Here is a 22992-nt window from a genome sequence, read left to right as displayed (position 1 = left end):
AAAGGGTCGGTTCTTTTCGATCTCCGGATCGCCCCACCGCCCGAACCCGAAGGTATGCGCTGATGACCGAGCCGCCCCAGCCGCCGAACCAGCCGCCGACCCCTTCCGGTTACGGGCACCTGCCCGGACCGCCCCAGCCGGGCTACGGCTACCCGCCGCAGGGCGCCAACCCGTACGCGCAGCAGCCGCCCACCGTCCCGCAGCCGGTGGCGCAGGGCGGGTACGGCTTCCCGCCGCCCGGGCCCGGCATGCCCCCCGGCCCGCCGGCGCCCGGCGCCCCGGGCCGCCGCAAGGGGGCGGTCATCGTCGCGGCGGCGGTCGCGGGTGTCCTCGTACTCGGCACCGGCGCCTACTTCGCCTTCCTGGGGGACGACGGCAAGGACCCCAAGACGCCCGTCGCGCAGGGCACCACGCCCGCCGACCCCAAGCCCTCCGGCTCGCCGTCCGTGGACAAGGGCGACGGCAGCGGCAACGGCATGGCCGAGCAGACCGACCTCAACGCCGGCCGCAAGTCCGGCGAGGACAAGGTGCTGTGGCTCAAGACGGCCAAACTCACCGGCCCCGGCGCGGGCATCCCCACCCCGGCGATGTGGGTGGTCGGCGACACCGTCGTCAAGACCGTCGACAAGTCCGTCATCGGGTACGCCGTCACCGACGGCAAGGAGAAGTGGAAAGTCGACTTCCGCACCGAGATCTGCGGGTACGCCGACCAGACCACCGCCGACGGCAAGACCGTCCTGACCGTCAAGGACGGCGAGGGCTCCAACGCCACCTGCAACCAGATGAAGCTGGTCGACCTGAAGGCCGGCAAGGAGGGCTGGACGAAGGAGCTCGTCAAGGAGAACCTCTTCGACGGCGCCGCGTCCGTCGGCATGGCCCTCACCGGCGACACCTTCGTCGTCAACCGGATGGGCGGCACCAGCGCCTACCGCCTCAGCACCGGCGACAAGCTCTTCTCCGGCCAGAGCGCCGAGGGCTGCCAGCCGAGCCAGTACGCCGCCGGCAACGGCAAGCTGCTCGCCGTCGCCCTGTGCATGGACGACGACAAGACCACCGAGATCCAGGACGCCGACCCGGTCACCGGCAAGAAGACCTGGACCTACCGGCTGCCCAAGGGCTGGCGCGTCGGCAGCGTCCTGTCCGTCTCCCCGACCGTCATCGACATCAACAACCGCGAAGAGAGCAAGCGGGCCATCGTCTCCCTGACGCCCGACGGCAAGAAGCGCGCCAGCATGGCCGCCGAAGGCTCCTTCGAGACCAACTGCAACGCCGGCAGCATCGAGAACCTCCAGGGCTGCGGCAACTCGGTGGTCGACGGCGACACCCTCTTCCTGCGCACGGCCGCGGACAAGGGGTTCGACAACGAGGTCGTCGCCTTCGACCTCGGGTCCGGCAAGGCCAAGTGGCGCCGCAAGGCCGGCGACAAGCGCAACTGGTACCCGGTCAAGGCGGGCAACGGCCAGCTCATCGCCTACCGCTCCAACGCCCTGCGCGAACCCGGCGAGGTGGTCTCCATGGCGGCCGGGAGCGGCGAGCCCAAGGTGCTGCTGCGCATGCCCTCGGGCCCCGCCGCCAACATCGAGAGCTCGATGGTCACCTTCCAGGTGCGGGCCTTCGAGGACGGCCGGTACTTCACCTCCGCGACCCGGCTGATCGGCGAGGGCAAGGACGAGCGACTCCTGATGGTCTTCGGCAAGTGAACGAGCCCACCGAGCGCCCCACCGAGAGGCAGTAGCACGCGATGAGTACCCCGCCGCCCCCCAGCCAGCCGCCGTCCGGCGGTTTCGGCGGCCCGCCGCCGCCCGGCCCGCCGCCCGGCCCCCCGCAGCCGCCGGCCCAGCCGCCGACCGTTCCCCAGCCGCCCGTGGGTCAGCCGGGCTACGGCTACCCGCAGCCGCAGGCCCAGCCCGGCTACGGCTACCCGCAGCAGCCGAGCACCGTCCAGGCCCCGGCCCAGCCGTACGCGGCGCCCGCGGGCGGCGGCGGCAACGACGTGCGCAACCAGCTGCTGATCGTCGCGGCGGCCGTGCTGGCCATGGCCCTCATCATCGGCGGCGGCTTCTGGTACGTCTCCGGCGACGACGGCGGCGCCCAGCCCGCCGCGAACGGCGCGAGCGGCTCGCCCGAGGGCGACAAGAACCAGGCCGGCACCCCCGGCAGCGAGAAGGTCCCGACCAACCCCAAGTCGAAGTCGCTGGTCAACGTCCCCAGCCCGGCGCCGGCCGACGTGGTCTCCGTCGACGGCTCCTGGCTGACCGACACCACCTACGTCAAGTCCGACGTGGCGAAGGTCGTCGGCTACAACCTGGTCGACGGCGGCAAGAAGTGGGAGCTCGCGCTCCCGGCCAACGTCTGCGGCGCCACCAAGCACGTCAGCGACAACAAGAGCGCCATCCTCTTCGAAGAGGGCATGGCGACCAACGACAAGAAGTACCCCCAGTGCACCCAGGTCGGCGTCATCGACCTGAACACCGGCAAGCTCCTGTGGTCCGGCACCGCCAAGTCCGCCACCGGCGGCGACAAGCCGGTCGCCTTCAGCGAGGTCACCATCAGCGGCCAGACCGTCGCCGCGGGCGGCCTGTCCGGCGGCGCCGCCTGGAACCTCGCCGACGGCAAGTCCCTGTGGACGCCCAAGACCGACGGCGAAGGCTGCTACGACATGGGCTACGCCGGCGGCGAGGCCCTCGCCGTCCTGCGCAAGTGCGGCCGCAGCTCCAGCCCCACGCTGTACGCGCAGGCCCTCGACCCGGCCACGGGCGCGCCGAAGTACTCGTACAAGCTGTCCGCCGGCATCGAGTGGGCCGGCATCATCTCCACCAAGCCGCTCGTCATCGCCGCCAACGTAGGCAACACCGCCAAGAACGCCACCAACGTCAGCGACCTCTTCGTCCTCGACGACGCCGGCCAGCTCAAGGCCCGCATCGGCCTCGCCGGCGGCAGCTACGCCCCCAAGTGCCCCGCCACCGAGGTCGAGCAGTGCTCGAACATGGTCATCGGCAACGGCAAGGTCTACCTGCCGTCCTACGAGCACCAGGGAACGGCCTCCGTCGGCCGCACCAACGAGATCGTCTCCTTCGACCTGGAGACCGGCAAGGCCACCAGCGACCGCGCCGACGCGGGCGAGCGGTACACCATGTACCCGCTGCGCATGGACGGGTCGAACATCATCGCCTACAAGGTGCCCCCGTACGACGGAGGCGGCCAGGTCGTCAGCATCGACGGCAAGACGATGAAGGAGACCCTGCTCATGCAGAACCCGGCGGAGAAGACGAGCCAGCGCGCCGAGACGAGCTTCTCGCTGGACCACTCGGAGTTCCGCTACCACAACGGTCGCCTGTTCATCTCCCGCACCACGGTGCGCAAGCCGTACTCGGACAAGGCCGACCCCGAGTACCTCTTCGTCTCCTTCGCGGCGAGCTGACCCCCGGCCCGCCCCGATCGCGGAAGCCCCCGGACGGTACCCACCGATCGGGGGCTTTCGCGCGGTAACCGCCGCGCCCCGTCGAACAAGCGTGTAGCTTGCCGGGTCAGAAGGATCTGGGGTGGGAGCCTTGATGGGCGTACGGGTCATGGTGGTCGACGAGCACCGGCTGCTGGCCGAGGCGCTCGCCTCGGCCCTGAAACTCCGCGGGCACCGCGTGCTCGCGGCGGCCGCGCCGGCGGCCGGTGCCGCCGAACTGGTCATCGGCCGCGCCCCGGAGGTGTGCCTGTTCGGCACGGCCGTCCCGGCGGAGCCCGGGGTCTTCGAGCCGGTGGTGCGGATCAAGCGGGAGCGCCCGCAGATCGCCGTGGTGGTGCTGGGCCCGGTGCCGAGCCCGCGCGGGATAGCGGCCGCCTTCGCCGCGGGAGCCTCGGGGTACGTGCGCCAGGACGAGCGCATCGAGGGCGTCGAGCGGGCCCTGGCCAAGGCCCGGGCGGGGGAGGCCGCCATCGCCCCGCAGCTGCTCCAGGCGGCCTTCGCGGAGCTGCTCAACCCGGCCGCGCAGCCCGACGACGAGGCCGGCCGGCTGCTGCGGCTGCTGACCCCGCGCGAGGTCGAGGTGCTGGTACGGGTGGCGGAGGGCGAGGACACCCGGCTCATCGCCGCCGGGATGGCGATCGCGCCGAGCACGGCCCGTACACACGTGCAGCGGGTCCTGATGAAGCTCGGCGTGGGCTCGCGCCTGGAGGCCGCCGCGCTGGCCGCCCGTACCGGGCTGCTGGACCGGGCCGCGCCGCCGGCCCGGCCGTGGCCGCAGGACTCCGTCCCGCCGCCCGGCGACTAGGTCCCGCACGGCGGCGGTCTCCCCGGGCGGTTTCCCACGGCGATTTTCCCGGCGATTTCCCCGGAGGCGCGGAATCCGGTAAGCCAGTCACCAGAGCGCGCGCATCCGCGCGCTTCCGCGAGAGGTAGGAGTGGCAGTGAGCAAGTACCTGGTCACCGGCGGTGCCGGCTACGTGGGCAGTGTCGTCGCCGCCCATTTGCTGGAGGCCGGACACGAGGTCACCATCCTCGACAACCTCTCCACGGGCTTCGCGGAGGGCGTCCCCGCGGGCGCGACCCTGATCGACGGGCGGATCCAGGACGCCGCCCGCTACCTGGACGCCTCCTTCGACGCGGTGCTGCACTTCGCGGCCTCCTCGCAGGTCGGCGAGTCCGTGGTCAACCCCGGCAAGTACTGGGACAACAACGTCGGCGGCACCCTCGCCCTGCTGACCGCGATGCGCGAGGCCGGCGTGCGCCGGCTCGTCTTCTCCTCCACCGCCGCCACCTACGGGGAGCCGTCGGGCGGGGTGCTGACGGAGACCTCGGTGACCGCGCCGACCAACCCGTACGGCGCCTCGAAGCTGGCCGTCGACCACATGATCGCCGGGGAGTGCGCGGCGCACGGCCTGGCCGCGGTCTCGCTGCGCTACTTCAACGTCGCCGGCGCCTACCGCGAGTTCGGCGAGCGCCACGACCCCGAGACCCACCTGATCCCGCTGGTGCTCCAGGTCGCCCTGGGGGAGCGCGAGTCCATCTCGGTGTTCGGGGACGACTACCCGACGCCCGACGGCACCTGCGTACGCGACTACATCCACGTCGCCGACCTGGCCGAGGCCCACCTGTCGGCGCTGCGCGTCGCGGCCGAGGGCGAGCACCTGGTGTGCAACCTCGGCAACGGCAGCGGCTTCTCGGTCCGCGAGGTCATCGAGACGGTCCGCAAGGTCACCGGCCGGGAGATCCCCGAGATCGTCGCCCCGCGCCGCGCGGGGGACCCGGCGGTCCTCGTCGCCTCCGCGCGCACGGCGCACGAGCGCCTCGGCTGGACCCCGACCCGCTCGGACCTCACCAACATCGTGCAGGACGCCTGGAACTTCGCCCGCAAGCAGCGTTCCTGACCCTCCCGCCGCCCTCCCGCGCGCCCCCCGCACCCGACGGTGCGGGGGGCGCGCGCGTAGGGGCCGGGCGCGGTCGGCAGGCGCTGTGCGCGGGCGCCCGGCGTGCGTACGCCGGGTGAAACAACCCCCGTGCAACTGCCCGCGGCACACGCCGTCCGCGAGCCGTCCCGCCGGATCTTCCGGACAGCTGAAAACAAGCCACCCCGCGGGCGGCCGCCGACGGTCCTCCTGGAAAACCGCTCGGAAAACTTCTGCTATTCGGCCAACCGCGAGACGCCGCCCGCTCTACGCTGATGCGTGGCACCGGTGGGGGCCGGTGTTGATTCAGGGGTCGAGACACGCCGGGTACGGCGTCCGGTCCGGGGTAGTGCACAGAAGTCGCGGCGGCGGCCGCGGGGCCTGTGGCCGTCCGGCCGGGCGCCGTACCCGTAGTCGTCCGTTCCCCGACCCTTGGGGGTTTTGTGGTTCGTATCCGGGTCCTGGTGGTCGACGGCCACCGCATCTTCGCCGAGTCCCTCGCAGCCGCGCTCGCGGCCGAGCCGGACGTGGACGTGTCCGCGGCCGGCAGCGGTCCCGCCGCCTCGCGCTGCCTGGAGCGGGCGGTGGCGGAAGGCCGCCGCTACGACGTGCTGCTCGTCGACGCCGACCTCGGCGCCGGCGCGGCCGCGCCGGGAGCCCTGTCGGGGACCGTGCCCGGCCAGCGGGAGGCGGGTTCCGGTCCGGCGCCGCCGCCCGCGGACGGGATCGCCCTCGTCGCCGGGGTGCGGGTGGCCCACCCCGGGGTGCGCACGGTGGTGCTCGCCGAGCGGGACGACCCGCGGCGGGCCGCGCTGGCCCTGCAGGCCGGGGCGTCGGGGTGGGTGGCGAAGGACTGCTCGCTCTCGCGCCTGCTGGCCGTCATCCGCGGGGTGCTGCGCGAGGAGACCCACCTGCCGCCCGCCCTGCTCACCGGGGTGCTGCGGGAGCTGACGGCGGCCCGCAAGCACCGCAGCGACAGCGAGCGGCTCGTGGAGTCCCTCACCCCGCGCGAGCACGAGGTGCTGCGCTGCATGGTGGCGGGGCTGGGCCGCAAGGACGTGGCCGCGCGGCTGTTCCTGTCCCCGCACACGGTGCGCACGCACATGCAGAACGTGCTGGGCAAGCTCGGGGTGCACTCGACCCTGGCCGCCGTGGCGCTGGCCCGGCGGGCCGGCGTACGTCCCGCGGAGCTAGCCGGGGATGTTGTCGAACGGAGCGGTCAACTGGCGTAGCAGCCCGGCGAGCTCGCCCCGCTGGGCCGTGGAGAGCTGGGCCAGGATCGCGCGTTCCTGGGCCAGCAGTCCGGCGAGGGACTGGTCCGCGCGGTCGCGCCCCTCGGGCGTCAGCCGGACCAGGACCCCGCGCCGGTCGCTGGGGTCGGGCAGCCGCTCGACGAGGCCCTTCTTGGCGAGTCGGTCGATGCGGTTGGTCATGGTGCCGGAGGTGACGAGGGTCTGTGTCAGCAACTGTCCGGGGGAGAGCTGGTAGGGCGCGCCCGCGCGCCGCAGCGAGGTCAGCACGTCGAACTCCCACGGCTCCAGGCCGTGCTCGGAGAAGGCGAGCCTGCGGGCCCGGTCGAGGTGGCGTGCGAGCCGGCTGACGCGGCTGAGCACTTCGAGCGGTTCCACGTCGAGGTCAGGGCGCTCTCGCCGCCATGCCGCGACCAGTCGGTCGACCTCGTCCTCCATGCCGATCAGTGTACGGGGTCTGTCGATATGGAGTCTCTTCAGATCAAGAATCTTGACATCGAGATATAGTCTGGCCGAGCATGGGGCATGGAGGGGGCCGGAACAGCTTCCGCTTCCGACCGCCCCACCAGTAGGGAGGCTCGAACATGCATTCCGATATCGCGCCGGCCGTGCGCCCGCACGCCCTGGACGGCTCCGCACCCGTCTGGGACCCCCAGCAGTACCTGCGCCACGCCGGGCACCGCACGCGCCCGTTCCTCGACCTGATGACCCGGATACCCGAGCTCCCCACTCGGCCCGCTCGCATCGCCGACCTCGGCTGCGGCCCCGGCAACGTCACCGCGCTCCTCGCCGACCGCTGGCCCGACGCCCGCATCACCGGCTTCGACCTCTCCCCGCAGATGCTCCAGCGCGCCACCGCCGAGCACGCCGGCCCGACGCCCGGCGGGGGCACGCTCGACTTCCGCCACGCCGACCTCGCCGACTGGATGCCCGAGGAGACGTACGACCTGATCGTCTCCAACGCGGCCCTGCAATGGGTGCCCAGCCACCCCGGCTCCTTCGCCGCCTGGATCAACGGCCTGCGCCCCGGCGGCACCTTCGCCTTCCAGATCCCCGGCAACTTCACCGCCCCCAGCCACCGCCTCCTCGCCGAACTGTGCGACACCCCGCGCTGGCGCGACCGCCTCGCCGGGCACGGGGCGCGCTACATCCACCTCCTCGAACCCGCCGAGTACCTGGCCCGGTTCACCGAACTGGGCTGCGCCGTCGACGTCTGGGAGACCACCTACTCCCAGCTCCTGCCCGGGCCCGACCCCGTCCTCGACTGGGTCAAGGGCACCGCCCTGCGGCCCGTGCTCACCGCCCTCGGCGACGACCGCGAGGCCGTCGACCGCTTCCTCTCCGAATACCGCGAAGCCCTGCGCACCGCGTACCCGCCGGGCCCGCGCGGCACCGTCTTCCCGTTCCGCCGGATCTTCGCCGTCGCCCACAAGGAGGCCTGACCATGCTGACCGCAGTCGACCACGTCCAACTCGCGGCCCCGCCCGGATCGGAAGACCGGCTCCGGGCGTACTACCAGGACGTCCTCGGCATGACGGAGATCTCCAAACCCCCGGTCCTCGCCGCGCGCGGGGGCTGCTGGTTCACCGCCGGGGGCGTGCAGCTCCACCTCGGCGTGGAAGAGGACTTCCGGCCGGCCCGCAAGGCCCACCCCGGGCTGCGGGTGACCGGCATCGAGGACTACGCCCGCAGACTCCGCGAACGCGGCGCCGACGTCGTCTGGGACGACAACCTGCCGGGCCACCGCCGCTTCTACTCCCACGACCCGGTCGGCAACCGGCTGGAGTTCCTGGAGAAGCACGGCCCGGCAGCGCCCGGCCCGCAGAGCTGACGGACCCGCGTACCGACTTATCGACGTACCGACACACGGCCACGGCCACGACGGGCCCCGCACGACACGACGGCGCCCCGCCACCGGAAGGACCGGTGACGGGGCGCCGTCGCGTCCGCGCCGTACGGACCTCAGCTCCTGCGGTGCCCCACCAGCCGGGGCTTCGCCTCCAGGTTCTCCAGCCCGTGCCAGGCCAGGTTCACCAGGTGCGCCGCCACCTCGGCCTTCTTGGGCCGGCGCGTCTCCAGCCACCACTGCCCCGTCAGCGCCACCATCCCGACCAGCGCCTGCGCGTACAGCGGCGCCAGCTTCGGATCGAAGCCCCGGGCCTTGAACTCCAGCCCCAGGATGTCCTCCACCTGCGTGGCGATGTCACTGATCAGCGACGCGAAGGTGCCCGTCGACTGCGCCACGGGAGAATCCCGCACCAGGATCCGGAAGCCGTCCGTGTAGTTCTCGATGTAGTCCAGCAGGGCGAACGCGGCCTGCTCCAGCAGCTCCCGCGGGTGCCCCGCCGTCAGCGCGCCCGTGACCCCCTCCAGCAGCTGGCGCATCTCGCGGTCCACGACCACCGCGTACAGGCCCTCCTTGCCGCCGAAGTGCTCGTACACCACCGGCTTGGACACCCCGGCCTTCGCCGCGATCTCCTCCACCGAGGTGCCCTCGAAACCCTTCGCGGCGAACAGGGTGCGGCCGATGTCCAGCAGTTGCTGGCGCCGCTCGGCGCCCGTCATCCGGACCCGGCGACCACGCCTGGGCTTGTCGCTGCTGGTACTGCTGCCGTCGATCGCCACGTCCCCCATCATGCCGCGTTCGGCGTCTTTTCCCTGCGCCGGGCGTCGATCCTCGCCCCGGACGGCCAGCGCACGTCCGAAGCCCACCCCAGCTGCTCGAACCAGCGGATCAGCCGCGCACTCGAGTCCACCTGGCCGCGCAGCACCCCGTGCCGCGCCGACGTCGGGTCCGCGTGGTGCAGGTTGTGCCAGGACTCCCCGCACGACAGCACCGCCAGCCACCACACGTTGCCCGAGCGGTCCCGGGACTTGAACGGCCGCTTGCCCACCGCGTGGCAGATCGAGTTGATCGACCACGTCACATGGTGCAGCAGCGCGACGCGCACCAGCGAACCCCAGAAGAACGCCGTGAACGCACCCCACCACGACATCGTGACCAGACCGCCCACCAGCGGCGGGATCGCCAGCGACAGCACCGTCCAGAAGACGAAGTCACGGCTGATCCGCCGGATCGCCGGGTCCTTGATCAGATCCGGGGCGTACTTCTGCTGATCGGTCTGCTCCTCGTCGAAGAGCCAGCCGATGTGCGCCCACCACAGCCCCTTCACCAGCGCCGGCAGCGTCTCGCCGAACCGCCACGGCGAATGCGGGTCGCCCTCGTGGTCGGAGTACTTGTGGTGCTTGCGGTGGTCCGCCACCCAGCGCACCAGCGGCCCCTCCACCGCCATCGACCCCATGACCGCCAGCACGATGCGCAGCGGCCGCTTCGCCTTGAAGGAGCCGTGCGTGAAGTAGCGGTGGAAGCCGATCGTGATCCCGTGGCACGCCAGGAAGTACATGAACACCATCAGGCCCAGGTCCAGCCAGCTCACCCCCCAGCCCCAGGCCAGCGGGACCGCCGCCAGCAGCGCCAGGAACGGCACGGTGATGAAGAACAGCAGCGCGATCTGCTCCACGGAGCGCTTCTGCTCACCGCCGCGCGTCGCGGAGGGCGCGGAAGGCGCCGAGGAGTCCTCGATCAGTTCGGGACTGAGGGTCATAAGGGGGTCCCCTGGGGGGTGAGGAGTCGGGGGGAGAGAGCCCGCAGGCGCCGGGGACCCGACCTACGGATCCGTAACCTACGGCAACGTAAGTATGGCAAAGACGGCGCGGACGGCAACAGGACCCGCGCCACGAGGGCGAACCCTGCCCACAGTGCGGGCGCTCTGCCGGGGCACAGGGGCAGGACACCTATCCTGTTGTCGTCGGACAGCGCGGTCCGCACGGGCAGCTCGGGCTGCGCAGCACGACCGGCACGGCCGCGCACCCCGGGAGCCCACAGCCCAGTAGCGCTCGAACACTGCAAGGAGCCGCACCTGTGAGCAGTGCTGACCAGGCCGCCCAGGCCCCCGTCACCCAGCCCGCCCGCCCCGCCGCCGCCCCGCGGACGGCGGAGACGGCGAACGCCGAGCTGCGCGCGGACATCCGCCGCCTCGGCGACCTCCTCGGCGAGACCCTCGTCCGCCAGGAGGGCCGGGAACTCCTCGACCTCGTCGAACGGGTCCGCGCCCTCACGCGCACCGACGGGGAGGCCGCCGCGGCGCTCCTCGGCGACACCGACCTGGAGACCGCCGCCAAGCTGGTGCGCGCCTTCTCCACCTACTTCCACCTCGCCAACGTCACCGAGCAGGTGCACCGCGGCAAGGAGCTGCGCGCCCACCGCGCCGCCGAGGGCGGGCTCCTCGCCCGCACCGCCGACATGCTGAAGGACGCCGACCCCGAGCACCTGCGCGAGACGGTCAAGAACCTCAACGTCCGCCCCGTCTTCACCGCGCACCCCACCGAGGCCGCCCGCCGCAGCGTCCTGAACAAGCTGCGCCGCATCGCCGCCCTGCTGGAGGAGCCCGTCACCGGCGCCGGCGACCGCCGCCGCCACGACCTGCGGCTCGCCGAGAACATCGACCTCGTCTGGCAAACCGACGAACTGCGCGTGGTGCGGCCCGAGCCCGCCGACGAGGCCCGCAACGCCATCTACTACCTCGACGAACTCCACGCCGGCGCCGTCGGCGACGTACTCGAGGACCTCGCGGCCGAGCTCCAGCGCGTCGGCGTGGAACTGCCCGCCGGCACCCGCCCCCTCACCTTCGGCACCTGGATCGGCGGCGACCGCGACGGCAACCCCAACGTCACCCCCGACGTCACCCGCGACGTCCTGATCCTCCAGCACGAGCACGGCATCACCGACGCCCTCGAACTCGTCGACTTCCTGCGCGGACTGCTCTCCAACTCCATCCGCTACACCGGCGCCACCGAGGAACTCCTCACCTCCCTCCAGGCCGACCTCGAGCGGCTCCCCGAGATCAGCCCCCGCTACAAGCGGCTGAACGCCGAGGAGCCCTACCGCCTCAAGGCCACCTGCATCCGCCAGAAGCTCCTCAACACCCGCGAGCGCCTCGCCAAGGGCATCCCCCACGAGGAGGGCCGCGACTACCTCGGCACGTCCGAGCTCCTCGCCGACCTCACCCTCATCCAGACCTCCCTGCGCGAACACCGCGGCGCCCTCTTCGCCGACGGCCGCATGGACCGCACCATCCGCACCCTGGCCGCCTTCGGCCTCCAGCTCGCGACCATGGACGTACGCGAACACGCGGACGCCCACCACCACGCCCTCGGCCAGCTCTTCGACCGCCTCGGCGAGGAGTCCTGGCGCTACGCCGACATGCCGCGCGACTACCGGCAGAAGCTCCTCGCCAAGGAACTGCGCTCCCGCCGCCCCCTCGCCCCCACCCCGGCCCCCCTCGACGCCGCCGGCCACAAGACCCTCGGCGTCTTCACGGCCATCAAGGACGCCTTCGAGAAGTTCGGCCCCGAGGTCATCGAGTCCTACATCATCTCGATGTGCCAGGGCGCCGACGACGTCTTCGCCGCCGCCGTCCTCGCCCGCGAAGCCGGCCTCATCGACCTCCACTCCGGCTGGGCCAAGATCGGCATCGTCCCGCTCCTGGAGACCACCGACGAACTGCGCGCGGCCGACGTCATCCTCGACGAGATGCTCGCCGACCCCTCCTACCGGCGCCTGGTCTCCCTGCGCGGCGACGTCCAGGAGGTCATGCTCGGCTACTCCGACTCCTCCAAGTTCGGCGGCATCACCACCAGCCAGTGGGAGATCCACCGCGCCCAGCGCCGGCTGCGCGACGTCGCCCACCGCCACGGCGTGCGCCTGCGCCTCTTCCACGGCCGCGGCGGCACCGTCGGCCGCGGCGGCGGCCCCTCCCACGACGCGATCCTCGCCCAGCCCTGGGGCACCCTCGAAGGCGAGATCAAGGTCACCGAGCAGGGCGAGGTCATCTCCGACAAGTACCTCGTGCCGTCCCTGGCCCGCGAGAACCTCGAACTGACCGTCGCGGCCACCCTCCAGGCCTCCGCCCTGCACACCGCCCCGCGCCAGTCCGACGACGCCCTCACCCGCTGGGACGCGGCCATGGACATCGTCTCCGACGCCGCCCACGCCGCCTACCGCGCACTCGTCGAGGACCCCGACCTGCCCGCGTACTTCTTCGCGGCCACCCCCGTCGACCAGCTCGCCGACCTGCACCTGGGCTCCCGCCCCTCCCGCCGCCCCGACTCCGGCGCCGGCCTCGACGGCCTGCGCGCCATCCCGTGGGTGTTCGGCTGGACCCAGTCCCGCCAGATCGTCCCCGGCTGGTACGGCGTCGGCTCCGGCCTCAAGGCCCTGCGCGAAGCCGGCCAGGACACCGTCCTCACCGAGATGGGCGAGCGCTGGCACTTCTTCCGCAACTTCCTGTCCAACGTCGAGATGACGCTGGCCAAGACCGACCTGCGGATCGCCCGCCACTACGTCGACACCCTCGTCCCCGACGAACTCAAGCACGTCTTCGACCGCATCGAGGCCGAGCACGAACTCACCGTCCGCGAGGTCCTGCGCATCACCGGCGGGGAGAAGCTCCTGGACTCCCAGCCCATCCTCCAGCAGACCTTCGCCGTCCGCGACGCCTACCTGGACCCCATCTCCTACCTCCAGGTCTCCCTGCTGGCCCGCCAGCGCCAGGCCGCCGCCCGCGGCGAGGACCCCGACCCGCTGCTCGCCCGGGCCCTGCTGCTCACCGTCAACGGCGTCGCCGCCGGCCTGCGCAACACCGGCTGACCCGGCCCGTACACGCAGGAAGCCCCCGCCGGCCGGCGGGGGCTTCCTGCGTACAGACAGACGTACGGGATCAGGAGTTGTAGGCGGACTGGGCGCGCTCCAGGCCCTCCTGGACCAGGCACTCCACCGCGTCCGCCGACCGGTCCACGAACCAGTCGAGCTCCTTGCGCTCCGTCGAGGAGAAGTCCTTCAGCACGAAGTCCGCGACCTGCATCCGGCCCGGCGGACGGCCGATGCCGCACCGCACCCGGTGGTAGTCCGCACCCATCGACTTCGTCATCGACTTCAGCCCGTTGTGGCCGTTGTCCCCGCCGCCCAGCTTCAGACGCAGCGTCGCGTAGTCGATGTCCAGCTCGTCGTGGACCGCGACGATCCGCTCCAGCGGCACCTTGTAGAAGTCCCGCAGCGCCGTCACCGGCCCGCCCGACAGGTTCATGAACGACATCGGCTTCGCCAGCACGATCCGCCGGCTCGCCGGCCCCGGAGACCCGATCCGGCCCTCCAGCACCTGCGCGCGGGCCTTGCCGTGGGCCTTGAACCGGCCGCCGATCCGCTCGGCCAGCAGGTCCGCCACCATGAACCCGATGTTGTGGCGGTTGCCGGCGTACTCCGCACCGGGGTTCCCCAGACCGACGATCAGCCAGGGTGCCGCGTCGTCCGACATCAAAAGCTCCTTAAGCCCGTGAACGAGAACGACCGCCGTCCCGCTCCAGTGGAGCCGGACGGCGGTCGGTCAGCAACTGCTGAGGGGGTGGGGCGAGGCTCAGGCCTCGGTGCCCTCGGCGGCCTCGGCGGCCGGCTCCTCGGCCTGCGGGGCGACGACCTGCAGGACGGCGGTCTCACCGTCGACGGCCAGCGTGGTGCCGGCCGGCAGGACCAGGTCCTTGGCGTGGATGGAGGCACCGGCCTCGAGGCCCGCGATGGAGACGGTGACCTCGGTGGGGATGTGGGTGGCCTCGGCCTCGACCGTGATCGTGGTCAGGAGGGTCTCCAGCAGGTTGCCGCCGGGGGCCAGCTCGCCCTCGGTCACCACGGCGACCTCGACCGTGACCTTCTCGCCCTTCTGGACGATCAGGAGGTCAACGTGCTCGATGGTGCGGCGCAGGGGGTGACGCTGCACGGCCTTCGGGATGACCAGCTCGGTGCCGGCGCCCTCGATGTCCAGGGAGAGCAGGGCGTTCGGGGTCTTCAGCGCCATCATCAGCGCGTGGGCCTCGATACCGACGTGCTTCGGGTCGGTGCCGTGACCGTAGATGACACCCGGAGTCAGGCCGTCGCGGCGGGACTGGCGGGCAGAGCCCTTGCCGAAGGTGTCACGGAGCTTGGCGGCAAGCTTGATCTCGGACATGTTCACTCCTCGTGGGGTGACGAAAACGGACAGAGGTCACCCGGCCGGAACGGCCTGCTACGAAGAGCGCGTCGATAACGGAGCGTCCGTACCGCAGAACGGGTACGGCCTCCCTCGCCGAGCAACTCAGTGAGTGTACCCGGCGGGGAGGCCGCGCCCAAAAGGATCTACCGCGTGACCGCGGTGACTACTGCTGCTCCTCGAAGAGGCTGGTCACCGAGCCGTCCTCGAAGACCTCGCGCACCGCACGCGCGACCATCGGCGCGATCGACAGGACCGTGATCTTGTCGAGCTCCAGGTCGGACGGGTCCGGCAGGGTGTTCGTGAAGATGAACTCGCTGACCTTCGAGTTCTTCAGGCGGTCGGCGGCCGGGCCCGACAGGATGCCGTGCGTGGCCGTCACGATCACGTCCTCCGCGCCGTGCGCGAAGAGCGCCTCGGCCGCGGCGCAGATCGTGCCACCGGTGTCGATCATGTCGTCGACCAGGACGCAGACGCGGCCCTTGACCTCACCCACGACCTCGTGGACCGTCACCTGGTTGGCGACGTCCTTGTCACGGCGCTTGTGCACGATCGCCAGCGGCGCGTCCAGCCGGTCGCACCAGCGGTCGGCCACCCGCACGCGGCCGGCGTCCGGGGAGACGATCGTCAGCTTCGTGCGGTCCACCTTCGCGCCCACGTAGTCCGCGAGGACCGGCAGGGCCGACAGGTGGTCCACCGGGCCGTCGAAGAAGCCCTGGATCTGGTCGGTGTGCAGGTCGACCGTCAGGATGCGGTCGGCACCCGCGGTCTTCAGCAGGTCCGCGACCAGGCGCGCCGAGATCGGCTCGCGCCCCTTGTGCTTCTTGTCCTGGCGGGCGTACCCGTAGGACGGGATGATCACGGTGATGGAGCGTGCCGACGCGCGCTTCAGCGCGTCGATCATGATCAGCTGCTCCATGATCCACTTGTTGATCGGAGCCGTGTGGCTCTGGATCAGGAAGCAGTCCGCGCCACGAGCCGACTCCTGGAAGCGGACGTAGATCTCACCGTTCGCGAAGTCGAAAGCCTTGGTCGGCACGAGGCCGACACCGAGCTGGTGCGCGACCTCCTCGGCCAGCTCGGGGTGGGCGCGGCCGGAGAAGAGCATCAGCTTCTTCTCGCCGGTCGTCTTGATCCCGGTCACAGCACTGTCTCCTCAGACGTGTGAAAGCTGCTCGCCCCCGTGTGCGTCCGTCCCGCACACGGTGAGCCAGCCGAATTGCGTGCACCTATCACGGTACGCCGTCCAGGGCGTACCTGTTTCCGGTCAGTTCACCTCAACGGCTGCCGGAGTCCTCCTCCGCCGACGACTGCGCGGCCGTCGCGGCCGCGCTGCCGGGGCGCTTGCGAGCCACCCAACCCTCGATATTCCGCTGCTGGCCACGGGCCACGGCCAGCGCACCGGGCGGCACGTCCTTCGTGATCACCGAGCCGGCCGCCGTGTAGGCGCCGTCCCCGATGGTGACGGGAGCCACAAACATGTTGTCCGAGCCCGTCTTGCAGTGTGAGCCGACCGTGGTGTGGTGCTTGTGCTCGCCGTCGTAGTTCACGAACACGCTCGCCGCGCCGATGTTCGTGTACTCGCCGATCGTCGCGTCACCGACATAGGAGAGGTGCGGGACCTTCGTGCCCTCGCCGATCGTCGCGTTCTTCATCTCCACGTACGTGCCGGCCTTGGCCTTCACACCGAGGTTCGTGCCCGGCCGCAGGTACGCGAACGGACCCACGCTCGCCTGGTCGCCGACGACCGCGCCGTCCGCCACCGTGTTGTCCACCCGGGCGCCCGCGCCCACGCGGGTGTCCTTCAGCCGGGTGTTCGGACCGACCTCCGCACCCTCGCCGATGTGCGTCGCACCGAGCAGCTGCGTGCCGGGGTGGACCACCGCGTCCTGCCCGAAGGTGACGGTGACGTCCACGAAGACACTCCCCGGGTCCACGACCGTCACGCCCGCGAGCATCGCCCGCTCCAGCAGGCGCGCGTTCAGCAGCGCCCGCGCCTCGGCCAGCTGCACCCGGTTGTTGATCCCGAGGATCTGCCGGTGGTCGCTGCCGACCGCCGCACCGACGCGGTGCCCCGCCTCGCGCAGGATGCCGAGCACGTCGGTGAGGTACTCCTCGCCCTGGCTGTTGTCGGTACGGACCTTGCCGAGCGCGTCGGCGAGGAGGGCGCCGTCGAAGGCGAAGACCCCGGAGTTGATCTCCCGGATCGCGCGCTGCGCGTCCGTGGCGTCCTTGTGCTCGACGATGGCGGTCACCGCGCCGGTGCCGGGGTCGCGCACGATGCGGCCGTAGCCGGTGGAGTCGGGGACCTCGGCGGTCAGGACGGTGACGGCGTTCCCGTCGGCCTCGTGCGTGTCCGCGAGGGCGCGCAGGGTCTCGCCGGTCAGCAGCGGGGTGTCGCCGCAGACGACGATCACGGTGCCGGCCGGGCTCTCGCCGAGCTCCTCGAGCGCCATGCGGACGGCGTGGCCGGTGCCGTTCTGCTCGTACTGGACGGCGGTGCGGACGCCGGCGTCGATGCCGGCCAGGTGCGCGGTGACCTGCTCGCGCGCGTGGCCCACGACGACCACGAGGTGGGCCGGGTCGAGTTCGCGGGAGGCGGCGACGACGTGACCGACGAGCGAGCGCCCGCAGATCTCGTGCAGGACCTTGGGTGTGGCCGACTTCATGCGGGTGCCCTCACCCGCTGCGAGTACGACGACGGCTGCCGGGCGGGTTGCGCTCACGGGTGGGCCCTTCGGCTTCGGGGGTGGACCCGTGAAGGATAGCGGGGGGTCACAGCCCGGAAACGAGGCCGGGTCCCGACCGCGAGGTCAGGACCCGAACTGAGCTTGTTTCCTCTATGCGCTCCCGGAGAAGGATTCGAACCCTCATTCAATGGACCAAAACCATTTGTCCTGCCCTTAGACGATCCGGGATGGTTCGTCCCCTATGTCCGATTTGGTTGATCGGATTCGGATGCAGCCCCTACTATGCCGCACCACCAGCCTTCGATGCGACGGTACGGATCGGCGCCTTGGAGAACGCGAACGGTGAGGCAGCCGTAGTAGTTCTCGCCGGTGTTCTTCCGGATGGTCTTGGGGTTGTGGCGTTTGAGGGCCGTCTTGAGGAATCGGTCGGCGTCGACGCCGACCAGGTTCGCCCAGAACCGCACCGCATCCGCGGCGTTGGCTGTTTCGTGGATGGTGACGCAGTAGCGCAGGTGTTCCGGGTTCACGCCGACCAGGCGGAGCCAGGCGAGATACACGCTGATCATCCCCGGGTCGCTGTTCACGAAGATCACCCGTTCGCGCCGGTCGTAGGGCTTGTCCTTGCTGCCCTCGGCCCAGTAGAGGCCGACGCCCGTGAGGAAGAGCTCCCTGTCGGACATCTGGCCGATCTCGGCGGCGGCCTGCTGTTTGACTCTGCGCCTTTCCGTGTCTCGAGTCAGGAGCGTTCGCTCCCAACCCCTCCTTGCGATGGCGGAAGCCTCTTCGCGCGTCCGCCGGCGGTCCGGTTTCGGCAGGTCGCGGACCCAGAGGGAGATGGAGCTCTTCGAGCAGCCCAGTTCGAGCTGGATCTGGTCGTAGGTCATGCCCTGGAGGCGGAGTTCCCTGGCCCGGTCGCGGAGGTCGTCCTTGGCGTTCGGGCGCTTCGTCCACTCCGGTGGGGGCTCGCCCTGGAGGAGGCGGTTGAGGATGTCGTTGTTGTCGACGTGGAGCCGGTCGCGGATCTGCCGGCGGCTGAGGCCCTCGCGGCGGAGGGCGAGGGCCTGCTCGCGCAGGCCCTCGAAGTCGGCGTATTTGCTCATGGGATCAGGTTCGTCCGGAATGTGGGATTCAGGTCTCGGGAGCCGGGCGATTCAGTCGTACGTGCGATTACCTCGGGTTTGCCGGAATTTCGTTCGGCGGCGTGCTGAGGCCGCTGCGTAGGCTGGAGCGCATGACCAGTACGGGGGAAGAGCGCGGGGGGACGGGCCGGGACGGGCCCTGGTGGTGGGGGCGGCGCCGGGCGGCGCTGCTCGATGTGGGGCTCGGGGTGGTGTCCGCCGTCGAGTGCGGCTTCGAGGGGGTGCCGACCGCCCGTGAGGCCGGGTTGCCGGTGTGGGCGGGGGTGCTGTTCGGGGCCCTGGCCGGGTCGGCGCTCGTGCTGCGCAGGCGCTGGCCGGTCGCGGTGGTGCTCGTCGGGATCGCCGTCACGCCGGCCACGATGGGCTTCCTGCTGTCGGTGGTCGGCCTCTACACGCTGGCCGCCTGCGAGGTGCCCCGGCAGGTCACGGCCACGCTGGCCTCGATGTCGCTGGCCGGGACGTTCGTGGTGACGTACGTCCAGACGCGGGGGGACGTGGAGGCCGACGGCACGCTCGTGATCGTGCTGTCGGTGTTCATGGCGGTGGCGCTGACCGTGCCGCCGGTCCTGCTCGGGCTGTACGTGGGGGCGCGGCGGCGGCTGATGGAGAGCCTGCAGGAGCGGGCGGACTCGCTGGAGCGGGAGCTGTCGTTGCTGGCGGACCGGGCCGAGGAGCGGGCGGAGTGGGCGCGTCAGGAGGAGCGGACGCGGATCGCGCGGGAGATGCACGACGTGGTGGCGCACCGGGTGTCGCTGATGGTGGTGCACGCGGCGGCGTTGCAGGCGGTGGCGGCGAAGGATCCGGTGAAGGCGGTGCGCAACGCGGCGCTGGTGGGTGACATGGGCCGGCAGGCGTTGACGGAGCTGCGGGAGATGCTGGGGGTCCTGCGGGCGCCGGCGAAGCAGCCGGTGCGGGTGGCGGCTCGGGCGGCGGGCCCGGAGGAGGGGCCTTCGCTGGACGCGCTGGAGGCGCTGGTGGGGCAGTCCCGGGCGGCGGGGATGTCGGTGGAGGTGCTGGTGCAGGGGGAGGGGGGCGGGTATCCGGCCGCGGTGGAGCAGACGGCGTACCGGGTGGTGCAGGAGGCGCTCACCAACTGCCACAAGCACGCTCCGGGCGCGCGGGTCGTCGTACGGCTGGCGCACCGGGAGGGGGAGGTGGCGATGCAGGTGGAGAACGGGCCGTGTGAGGGGGAGGCGCGGGGTGCCGATCTGCCCAGCGGCGGCAACGGGCTGGTCGGCATGCGGGAGCGGGTGCTGGCGCTGGGCGGGGTGTTCGTGTCGGGGCCGACGGACGGGGGCGGCTTCAAGGTGTCGGCGGTGCTGCCGTTCCGTTAGCCGGTGGTGAGGCGGGCGGGCTGGAGGCCGGTGAGGAGGAGGGTGAGGGCTTCGTCGAGGCCGGCGCCGAGGTACCAGTCGCCGGTGTGGTCGATGAGGTAGGTGCGGCCTTCGCGGTCGATCGCCAGGTGGGAGTCGCCGTCGGTGCCGGCGCCGAGCGGGCAGATCTGGGTGGACAGGGCGCGTCCGAGGTCGGCGAAGGTGCGGGCGAGGTGGAGGCCGGTGAGCGGGTCGACGCGTACCGGGGTGGGCGCTATCTGGCGGCCGGGGCCGGGCGCGGTGAGGGTGAGGCCGCCGAATTCGGCCCAGGCTTCGACGGCGGCGGGGAAGACGGTGTGCCGGTGGCCGGCGGGGGTGGTGTGGTCGCGCAGGGCGTCGGCCCAGTATTCGGCCTGCTTGATGTCCCAGCGGCCGGGTTCCCAGCCGGCGGTGCGCAGGGCGGAGTCCACGGGGCCGGGGAACCGGGTGGCCGAGGAGCGGTCGTAGGAGGCGGAGGAGGCGGTCATGGTGGCTACTCGGGGTGGGTGAGGTCGACGGGGCGTACGCCGAAGTGGTTGAGGAGCGCGTCGCAGGAGCGGCAGGGCGGTGCGTAGCTGCCGTGGAGGGGGTCTCCGTCCTCGCGGATGCGGCGGGCGGTGATCCGGGCGTGTTTGAGGGAGCGGCGGGCTTCGCCGGCGGAGAGGGGCTTGCGCGAGGCGCGCTTGCTGCGGGAGCCCTCGACGGCGGTGAGGTGGCGGGAGAGCAGGATGGCTTCGGGGCAGCGGCCGGTGAAGCGTTCCCGCTGGCCGCTGGTGAGGGTGTCGAGGAAGTCCTGGACGAGGGGGTGCAGGACGGGTGCCTGGTCGCCCTTGCCAGCGGTGCCGGTGAGGGTTTCGCCGCGGACGGAGAGCGCGGCGGCGACGGTGGGGAGGATGCCGTCGCGGCGGAAGCGGAGCACGGGCGGGGTGTGGGCGGTGCCGGTGCTGCTCCAGCGCAGGCGGGGGTCGCCGGCGGGGCCCGTCTCGGCCGGTTGCGGGCGGCCCGTGCGGGGTGCCGCGTTTTGTGTGGTCGCAGTCTGTGTGATCGCGGTCTGCATGTGCTCTTCCCTCCCGTGGCGGCGGTGCCGGTCGCTGTCGCGCACGCCCCCGTGCTGCGGGACAGCCTGTCAAACGTCCTCTGTCACGTGGAAGCGGGGTCGAATATTCGTATCAATTCGGATGTTCCTGTCCCGCTCGCCGGTGCGTGGCCCGCGGGCGGCCGTGGGTCTTGCCGGAGCACATAGGCTGTGGTGAACCAGCCAGATCCAGCAGGGGGCTACCGCCATGACGACAGGTCGGCTCGGGCAGCAGGCCGCGCCACCCAACGCCGCTTACTCGGGGCAGGTCGTGCATTTCCCGGACCCGGTCCGGGCTGCTCGGCATCCCCACGGGGTGCGGATGGACGGCAACGGTCATCCCGATTTCTCGCGTTACGCGCGTGCGGCGGTGGAGATCGCCGAGCCTCCGGAGGGTTTCGGGGTGGACGAGCTGCGGCTGACGGACGTGGTGTCCGCGAACGCGGCCATGCGGGCGGCGGGCCATCCGCTGTGGGACACGGTGGGCCCGGTGGCGACGCCGCACGGCTGGACGTGGCACCACGTGGCGGGTTCGCGCCGGATGGAGCTGGTTCCGGTCGAGGTCAAGGCGCTGCTGCGGCACCACGCGGGTCTGGCGACGGCTCCGGTGGACCACGACAAGCGCGGGGCCCGGCCGTTGCAGGAGGTGCGTCCGGCGCACCTGGGGCTGCCGAAGGCGCTGGTGTCGGTGTCGGAGTCGCAGGTGCAGGGCGTCGAGGAGGACCTGGGGTACCGGCTGCCGGAGGCGTACCGCTCGTTCCTGAAGGCGGCGGGCGGTTGTGCGCCGGTGGGTGCGGGGCTGCTGGTGGAGCTGGGGCTGCTGGTGGACCAGCCGTTCTTCACGGTGCGTGAGGAGGCGGCGGTCAACGACCTCGTGTACGTCAACAAGTGTCTGCGGGACCACCTGACGAAGGACTACCTGTGCGTGGCCTTCGTGCAGGGCGGGCTGCTCGCGGTGAAGGTGAAGGGGGAGGGCGTGGGCTCTGTCTGGTTCTCCCCGTACGACGACGCGCGCGACCGGGACGGCTGGTCGGTGCAGGAGCGCGTGGAGCGTCTGTTGCTGCCGTGCGGTGCCGATTTCGATGCCTTCCTGGAGCGCTTGGCGGGGAACCCGCCGGAGCTGGAGACGGTGGCCGGTCTGATGGTGGACGGCGGATTCGCGCGTTCGGTTGCAGTGTCCGGCGCCGGCATGGGTGAGGGGTGACGGCGTCGTGGTGACGTTCGCGCAGGCGCAGGAGCGCGCCGAGGAGTGGATCAACGGGGACGTGCCCGGCTACCAGCACCGTGAGGTGCGGGTACGGGAGTTCGGGCTCGGGTTCGTGGTGTGGGCCGAGGACCGGGCGGCCGGTCCGGTGTCCGGTGGTGGGCGGCAGCGGCTGGTCATCGCGCGGGACAGCGGTGAGGTGACGCTGTGGCCGGGCCTGCCGGTGGGCGAGGTGATCCGGCGGTACGAGGAGGAGTACGGGGCGGCTGCTGCGTCGGCGGCTTCGGAGGCTTCGGTTCCGCCGCCGCGGATCGACTCGGAGCAGACCTCGTTCATGCTGACCCCGCCGCAGTGGCTGCAGGAGGCGGCGGACCGGGCGGGGATCCCGCCGGCGGTCGGGGACGCTTCCGCGGGTGCTTCGGGTGCTTCGGGTGCTTCGGGTGCTTCGGGTGCTTCGGCCGGGCCGGCTGCGGTTGCGGCTGCGGCCGGTGCGGACGAGCCTGTTCCGCTGAGTCGTGGGGGCGAGGTCCCCTACGAGCCGACCGCGAACGACGGGGTGCCGGCCGGGTCCACGCCGTGGGCCGGGACCGATGTGAACTCCGGTGCCGACGACGGCTCGGTGCCGCTGCCGGCGACGGTGTTCGCGCCGCCGCTGTCCGGGTCCGACCTGGACGACGCGCCCTCGCCCTCCGGGGTGGCCCCGGAGGCCAAGACCACGCTGATGGCGGGCGGCAGCCGGCTGCCGAAGACCACGGTCGCTCCGGCGCTGGCGGTGCCGGCGGAGGCCGCCGCCATCGCCGACGCGCCGACCAGCCGGGCCCGGGC

At 71.8% G+C, this 22992-nt stretch carries 20 protein-coding genes, 1 tRNA gene and 1 pseudogene; 11 read left to right on the top strand and 11 right to left on the bottom strand.

All coding sequences use genetic code 11. The features are described 5' to 3' along the window. The first annotated feature begins 62 nt into the window (after window positions 1–62). The 5 genes from AB0D45_RS30105 (at window position 63) to AB0D45_RS30085 (ending at window position 6611) form a co-directional block, all read left to right on the top strand. Window positions 63–1700: a PQQ-binding-like beta-propeller repeat protein gene (locus tag AB0D45_RS30105; RefSeq protein WP_362464836.1), complete on the top strand. Its 1638-nt coding sequence runs from the start codon at window positions 63–65 to the stop codon at window positions 1698–1700. 164 nt (window positions 1701–1864) lie between these two features. Continuing rightward, the gene (locus tag AB0D45_RS30100; protein WP_361600672.1) at window positions 1865–3421 is read left to right on the top strand and encodes a PQQ-binding-like beta-propeller repeat protein; all 1557 of its coding nucleotides are present in this window, start codon (window positions 1865–1867) and stop codon (window positions 3419–3421) included. 133 nt (window positions 3422–3554) lie between these two features. After that, window positions 3555–4265 (top strand): LuxR C-terminal-related transcriptional regulator, encoded by a 711-nt coding sequence (locus AB0D45_RS30095; RefSeq protein ID WP_361600741.1) that lies wholly within the window; start codon window positions 3555–3557, stop codon window positions 4263–4265. Window positions 4266–4401: 136 nt separating this feature from the next. Then, the gene (galE, locus tag AB0D45_RS30090; RefSeq protein WP_361600675.1) at window positions 4402–5361 is read left to right on the top strand and encodes a UDP-glucose 4-epimerase GalE; all 960 of its coding nucleotides are present in this window, start codon (window positions 4402–4404) and stop codon (window positions 5359–5361) included. 461 nt (window positions 5362–5822) lie between these two features. After that, window positions 5823–6611 (top strand): DNA-binding response regulator, encoded by a 789-nt coding sequence (locus AB0D45_RS30085; RefSeq protein WP_361600678.1) that lies wholly within the window; start codon window positions 5823–5825, stop codon window positions 6609–6611. Here AB0D45_RS30085 and tamR read toward each other — a convergent pair. After that, window positions 6570–7067 (bottom strand): MarR family transcriptional regulator TamR, encoded by a 498-nt coding sequence (gene tamR / locus AB0D45_RS30080; protein ID WP_361600681.1) that lies wholly within the window; start codon window positions 7065–7067, stop codon window positions 6570–6572. The genes AB0D45_RS30085 and tamR overlap by 42 nt on opposite strands. A gap of 146 nt (window positions 7068–7213) precedes the next feature. Here tamR and AB0D45_RS30075 point away from each other — a divergent pair, with 146 nt between their 5' ends. Both AB0D45_RS30075 and AB0D45_RS30070 read left to right on the top strand, forming a co-directional pair. Beyond that, window positions 7214–8071: a trans-aconitate 2-methyltransferase gene (locus AB0D45_RS30075; RefSeq protein ID WP_362464832.1), complete on the top strand. Its 858-nt coding sequence runs from the start codon at window positions 7214–7216 to the stop codon at window positions 8069–8071. A 2-nt stretch (window positions 8072–8073) separates the two neighbouring features. Further along, window positions 8074–8460 carry a VOC family protein gene (locus AB0D45_RS30070; RefSeq protein ID WP_362464829.1) on the top strand — a complete coding sequence of 129 codons (387 nt, stop codon included), beginning with the start codon at window positions 8074–8076 and terminating at the stop codon, window positions 8458–8460. 131 nt (window positions 8461–8591) lie between these two features. Here the strand turns inward: AB0D45_RS30070 and AB0D45_RS30065 are convergent, their stop codons facing one another. Together AB0D45_RS30065 and AB0D45_RS30060 are read right to left on the bottom strand one after the other, a co-directional pair. Next, window positions 8592–9266: a TetR/AcrR family transcriptional regulator gene (locus AB0D45_RS30065; protein WP_361600690.1), complete on the bottom strand. Its 675-nt coding sequence runs from the start codon at window positions 9264–9266 to the stop codon at window positions 8592–8594. Next, complete coding sequence (locus tag AB0D45_RS30060) at window positions 9263–10234, bottom strand: acyl-CoA desaturase (RefSeq protein WP_362464826.1); 972 nt, start codon at window positions 10232–10234, stop codon at window positions 9263–9265. Before AB0D45_RS30060 ends, AB0D45_RS30065 begins: the two co-directional genes overlap by 4 nt. A gap of 410 nt (window positions 10235–10644) precedes the next feature. Here AB0D45_RS30060 and ppc point away from each other — a divergent pair, with 410 nt between their 5' ends. Beyond that, a complete protein-coding gene (gene ppc / locus AB0D45_RS30055; RefSeq protein WP_361600744.1) occupies window positions 10645–13338 on the top strand; it encodes a phosphoenolpyruvate carboxylase in 2694 nt (897 codons plus the stop codon). A gap of 70 nt (window positions 13339–13408) precedes the next feature. On the opposite strand, the gene pth is transcribed toward ppc, so the two are convergent. The 6 genes from pth to AB0D45_RS30025 form a co-directional block, all read right to left on the bottom strand. Then, window positions 13409–14002, bottom strand: a complete 594-nt coding sequence (pth, locus tag AB0D45_RS30050; protein ID WP_361600696.1) for an aminoacyl-tRNA hydrolase — start codon at window positions 14000–14002, stop codon at window positions 13409–13411. A 99-nt stretch (window positions 14003–14101) separates the two neighbouring features. Further along, window positions 14102–14686: a 50S ribosomal protein L25/general stress protein Ctc gene (locus tag AB0D45_RS30045; RefSeq protein WP_362464823.1), complete on the bottom strand. Its 585-nt coding sequence runs from the start codon at window positions 14684–14686 to the stop codon at window positions 14102–14104. A 187-nt stretch (window positions 14687–14873) separates the two neighbouring features. Next, the gene (locus AB0D45_RS30040) at window positions 14874–15851 is read right to left on the bottom strand and encodes a ribose-phosphate diphosphokinase (protein WP_361600702.1); all 978 of its coding nucleotides are present in this window, start codon (window positions 15849–15851) and stop codon (window positions 14874–14876) included. Between the two features lie 133 nt (window positions 15852–15984). Next, a complete protein-coding gene (gene glmU / locus AB0D45_RS30035; RefSeq protein WP_362464820.1) occupies window positions 15985–17433 on the bottom strand; it encodes a bifunctional UDP-N-acetylglucosamine diphosphorylase/glucosamine-1-phosphate N-acetyltransferase GlmU in 1449 nt (482 codons plus the stop codon). A gap of 121 nt (window positions 17434–17554) precedes the next feature. Further along, a tRNA-Gln gene (locus tag AB0D45_RS30030) sits at window positions 17555–17625 on the bottom strand. Window positions 17626–17636: 11 nt separating this feature from the next. Further along, a complete protein-coding gene (locus AB0D45_RS30025) occupies window positions 17637–18497 on the bottom strand; it encodes a hypothetical protein (RefSeq protein ID WP_362464818.1) in 861 nt (286 codons plus the stop codon). Between the two features lie 131 nt (window positions 18498–18628). On the opposite strand from AB0D45_RS30025, the gene AB0D45_RS30020 reads away from it, so the two are divergent. Continuing rightward, window positions 18629–19870, top strand: coding sequence for a histidine kinase (locus AB0D45_RS30020; RefSeq protein WP_362464815.1), 1242 nt, complete (start codon window positions 18629–18631; stop codon window positions 19868–19870). Here AB0D45_RS30020 and AB0D45_RS30015 read toward each other — a convergent pair. Beyond that, a complete protein-coding gene (locus AB0D45_RS30015) occupies window positions 19867–20376 on the bottom strand; it encodes an SUKH-3 domain-containing protein (protein WP_361600714.1) in 510 nt (169 codons plus the stop codon). The two genes, AB0D45_RS30020 and AB0D45_RS30015, sit on opposite strands and share 4 nt — an antisense overlap. Window positions 20377–20381: 5 nt before the next feature. Continuing rightward, on the bottom strand, window positions 20382–20945 hold the full coding sequence (locus AB0D45_RS30010) for a YwqJ-related putative deaminase (protein WP_362464812.1): 564 nt from the start codon (window positions 20943–20945) through the stop codon (window positions 20382–20384). A 226-nt stretch (window positions 20946–21171) separates the two neighbouring features. On the opposite strand from AB0D45_RS30010, the gene AB0D45_RS30005 reads away from it, so the two are divergent. Together AB0D45_RS30005 and AB0D45_RS30000 are read left to right on the top strand one after the other, a co-directional pair. Then, the gene (locus AB0D45_RS30005; RefSeq protein WP_361600720.1) at window positions 21172–22167 is read left to right on the top strand and encodes an SMI1/KNR4 family protein; all 996 of its coding nucleotides are present in this window, start codon (window positions 21172–21174) and stop codon (window positions 22165–22167) included. A gap of 7 nt (window positions 22168–22174) precedes the next feature. Then, window positions 22175–22992: pseudogene (locus tag AB0D45_RS30000) on the top strand (hypothetical protein); the annotation flags it as partial.

This window comes from Streptomyces sp. NPDC048352, from assembly GCF_040651895.1.
GTDB lineage: Bacteria > Actinomycetota > Actinomycetes > Streptomycetales > Streptomycetaceae > Streptomyces.
Note: the sequence above shows the minus strand (reverse complement) of the source record. Positions and strands in the feature narration are given on the sequence as shown.